Genomic DNA, 4,364 nt, shown 5'->3' on the forward strand with positions numbered 1-4,364 from the left:
CCCCGACCAACGCCGATTGCGAGAAGTGTCACGACGAGTCGAGCGGCCCTGACGGTACGATCCAGCTCAAAGTCTGGAATGCCGATAATACGACCTTTACCACCGCGACCTACAGCAGTGCCGACTTATCGTCGGCCAATACCCATTGTGTCTCGTGTCACGATGACACTCGCGGTGTGACCATCAGTGGTTTGTCGGCACCAGCACGGTCGATGGCTAACTATACGTCGGCGACAACTTACAATAACCATAACTTCAATGGTGCGACCTATGGCACCGCCATTGTGCCGACAAAAGCCAAGGCAATCTCGCCGCACGGCAACCCAGGCGGCAATCAGCTCAAAGGGACTGAGTCGAGCGTGACCACGGCGATGGGCTGTCTCCACTGCCACCCGTCCCACGGTTCGGGAACGGCATCGAAAACCGCTACGGCCGATGCCGTCGGCACAGCGGTTGCGGCCCGCATGCTCGGTGGACTCCCCTCGTCGTTGGCCGGTGTCGGCTACGATTACGACAGCGAGGGCGCTTTGAGTGACCCGGCCCTCTGTTGGGGCTGTCATGACAACAAAGGCGTTGCCGACTACTACGGTGATACCACCACCGGCCACTGGAATGGCGGTACCTGGAAGAGTCCGAGTTTCGAATACAAGACCGGCAAGGGCGGGGTCTCGGTCCTGCACATCGCCGACAAGGTCGATGGCGGAACGGCGAGCGACGCTGCTGCCAGTATCGTCTGCACCACCTGTCATGACGTGCACGGCTCGCCGACGGTGGCGCAGTTCTACTCACCCGCCCTCAAGGGCATGTGGCTGACTTCGCCGTACTACGAGGACCGCACACCGCCGAGTTACGCCGGGCAGCCGGTCGGTCTTTTCAATTGGCCAAACGCCAACAGCACGGCCCGCGGCGCGAACACCGCCTTCTCCCCGCGGGCGGAGCCGTCGAACGGAGCCACCACTTGGGTGCCGAAGGAGATCGGCGGCGGTTACGGCATCGTCGGCACGCAGAACGGCGCCTGGGGTTACTTCATTGACGCCAATACTTTTGGGATGGACAAGTGGGCGACAGAATCCGCCGGAACCTTGCCGGTGCAGCAGTACTTCTACAACCGCGATGCAGCGAACTTCAACAGCACAAGTATGACCAACTTTGCCGGCCTCTGTATGACCGCCTGCCACAGCCAGGCGAACATTGACACCCGCACCTCCAACTGGTCCGGGCACAAGGCGACCGTTCCCGGATTCGGCGGGTCGACCACCGTGCGGGACCTCTTCAACATTACCCCGGCCGCCAACCAGCTGGCCAGCGGCCGCGATTCGATGGGCAAGCATTATTACAACAACACCGGCTACGGTCAGGACCTCTTTGCCCTGACTGCCCGCCTGGGGGGCGATAGTGGGGCGACGGATTCAAAAGAATATGCTCACAATAAATCCGTCAGTTGGGGTGTTACCGTGGCCAGCACCACCGCCACAACGCAAACCGGCTACCACCAGTTCCCCTGCTCCAAGTGCCACAACCCGCACGCTTCGGAGCTGCCGGCGCTGATGCGCACCAACTGTCTTGATGTCAAGCACTCGGGATACGAGTACCGCATGGCGGACGAGGCGTTCAACTGCCACCGTGTTGAGCAGGCCACCCCGACCTTGGGTGTCGATGCATTTGGTGGGGATGATACATACAATGGTATAGGTAATGGTCAGCAGTGGAATACGGTAACACCTTGGTAAGGTGAACCGAATCGTCATATAATTAATCGTGCGGGCCGGGAGTGATCCCGGCCCGTGGTTTATCTGGTGGTCACAAAAACGGTTCAAAAAGATGAGGTCGATATGCAGGGAATTAAAGATTGGAGCAACTGGCTGTTTCTGCCTGCCGTCATTTTGGTGACGATGTTCCTTGTTGCTTGCCAGCGTCATGATGAGCCACCGTCTATTACCAGCCCACCAGTAACATTGACGCAGAAGTCCCCTGCAGTGGTCCATCCCGGTCAGTCTCAAGCCTCTTCCGAGAACAAGCCTGAAATCGCCTCATCATTAGTAGAAACCTTGTTAAATAATCCCATCAAACCGTTGTTGGTAGAGGAACAGGCTGAAGCGCTTCCCGTGTGGAGGCGCTTTGCCAAGAAAAAACCGGCACTGCTGCTTTTTTCCGGTCGACCGCTGAAACCGCTTACTGAAGCTATGCAAGTTGAGGTTGATCTTTTGCTGCAACATGGTGACGATCAAGAGGTAGTGCGGCGTGTGGCGCGCCCAGTCCCCGATCAGCTGTTGTCGCCAAGCATGGGCGTTGCCGCAGCCATGCGCCAAAGATATTTCTCCCGGGTGATTTGGGTCGTCCCGGTGGAAGGGGGGATGGAACTGCTCCCCTTGGTTGACTTCAAGCAAGGGCTGCGCCAGCGGGCCGCCGGGTGGGGGGACGATATCGACTCGTTCAAGGTGACAGAAAACGGTGCTTACTCAGGGGTGTTGGGGGGGGTGTCGGTTGATGTAGTCAGCATTGATCGCCTACCGATTGTAAAGGGGCCGCTGCTGGTCCATATCGACTCCGGTTTTTTTACGGCCATTTATCGGAATGAAGTCAGAACTCCATTGTATCCGCTGCTGACCGGCCACTTCCAGAAGGTGGCGACTCGTGACTATCGAACGCTGGGGGTGACGGTATCCCGTGACAATCTTAGCTTTGATGTTCCCTTGCTGATGCGTTTTCTGGGGGATGACGTGGCGGCTTTTGTGGCGGATCCGAGACGGCTTGACAGCCCGTCGGCAGCCATGAAAATCCGGGGTGAGATGTGCTATCTCGACAGCTTCTTTCAGCCTGAGGTGATTATTGAAAAAGCCCAGGCTATCCAAAAACTGCTGCCGCGTGACGCAGACAGCTTTTATCGCCAGTATCGGGCGCGCCGCCAGCTGAAGCAGTTGGATCAGGGGTTGCTGGAGCTTGAAAAGGCAGTGTCGCTCGATCCGCTTTATGCCCTGGAATATTTTGAGTTGATCAATCTCAAGACAAAACAAGGGGAGAAAGAAGCTGCTCTGGCCATGATCGAGAAGGCAATGCAAGCACTGCCAGATCATGCATTAATCGGCTTGCGCAAAGCAGAGTTGCTGATCGAAATGAGGAGAAGTGGGGAGGCAGTGCCGCTACTGAACAAGCTCAAACAGCAGCCCTGGTCGGAATTCCATTATTCCGGTATGCTCCAGGAGATCGATAGTCTGCTGACTCAGGCGCGGCAGAAGGATTGATCACGGTTCAAGCAGGACACGAAAACCGAGCTCCGCGCGTTTATCTTCGGCGGCGTCCCAGCAACGCCGGTAAATAGTCATCTCTCGGGCTGGCTGAAACCACGATCCGCCGCGATTGATGCGGAACTCCCGGCCGCGACTGTCTTTTTGCCCTTTTTTTAGCCATGCTGAGCCATCTTTGGGTGCCCCCTCGTAGCTGCGATGGCGGCTGTCCAGGCACCATTCGTAGACATTTCCGGTCATATCGTAGAGACCGTAGGGGTTGGCTCTAAATGAGCCGACGGCTGCGGTCTGCTTATCGTCCCACGGGCTGCCACACCCGTCACAATTGGCGTTGCTGCGGCCCAGATTGTCCCCCCAGTAGTAGTAGGTTGTCGTCCCGCCGCGCCCCGCAAGCTCCCATTCGGCCTCGGAAGGGAGACGGAAGGTTTTGCCGGTTTTCTTCGAAAGCCACTTGGTGAAGGCGACCGCGTCGTGCCAGGTGACATTGATCACCGGCCGGATGCCACGCCCCCACCCCATGTCGTCCGGCAGATCCCTTTTCGTCTCCCGGGCAAACTTGTCATATTCTGCAAAGGTCACCTCATATTTCCCCAGGTAAAACGGTTTAACCGTCACCTCGTGGGCCGGGACGGCAAAGGGATCCTTGCCGCTTGGATCCCCCATGATGAATGTACCGCCGGGAATGTAGACGAACTGCATGCCGGTGGTGGGATCGGTGTAAGTTTCCAGAGGTTGCGCATTCGCGGCAAACGCGGTGGACGTCAGGCAGATACACACATAGAGAAAAATCAGAGTAGAGCGATGAATTATCCAGAACATTGGAGAACCTCCTGAGGAAAAATAATGTCGATTATACACTAATTCAATATCGAGTTGCAAAAACCTAAGCGGGGTCACCCATTAAAAGGCTGTCCGTCAATGGCAAAAACGTTCCCTGCGATGACCTACTTTAACAACCCAGATAGTCAGTTCCGTATCCTGGATGGAATAGTATAGGGGGACATTCTATAGTCCGCCTGTCAAGCTGAATCTATAATCTCTTAAAATTAAATGGTTAGCTTTTAACGTGAATCCCGGACGCACGTATCCCGTGTTTGTAAAATGGCGAGTTTCTCACTT

3 protein-coding genes are annotated in these 4,364 nt (G+C 56.3%); 2 read left to right on the plus strand and 1 reads right to left on the minus strand.

The features are described 5' to 3' along the window. Both K0A93_13520 and K0A93_13525 read left to right on the plus strand, forming a co-directional pair. Positions 1-1,730: hypothetical protein (locus K0A93_13520; GenBank protein ID MBW6513108.1), on the plus strand; the 1,730-nt coding region annotated here is incomplete at its 5' end. Positions 1,731-1,784: 54 nt separating this feature from the next. Then, on the plus strand, positions 1,785-3,242 hold the full coding sequence (locus K0A93_13525) for a tetratricopeptide repeat protein (GenBank protein ID MBW6513109.1): 1,458 nt from the start codon (positions 1,785-1,787) through the stop codon (positions 3,240-3,242). Here the strand turns inward: K0A93_13525 and K0A93_13530 are convergent, their stop codons facing one another. Further along, on the minus strand, positions 3,243-4,064 hold the full coding sequence (locus K0A93_13530) for a formylglycine-generating enzyme family protein (protein ID MBW6513110.1): 822 nt from the start codon (positions 4,062-4,064) through the stop codon (positions 3,243-3,245). Positions 4,065-4,364: the final 300 nt, after the last annotated feature.

Source organism: Desulfuromonadaceae bacterium, from assembly GCA_019429445.1.
Taxonomy (GTDB): domain Bacteria; phylum Desulfobacterota; class Desulfuromonadia; order Desulfuromonadales; family JAHYIW01; genus JAHYIW01.

Coding starts and splice junctions, on each gene's coding strand:
- K0A93_13530 (MBW6513110.1), bottom strand. CDS start 4,064: ATGTTCTGGATAATTCATCGCTCTACTCTGATTTTTCTCTATGTGTGT.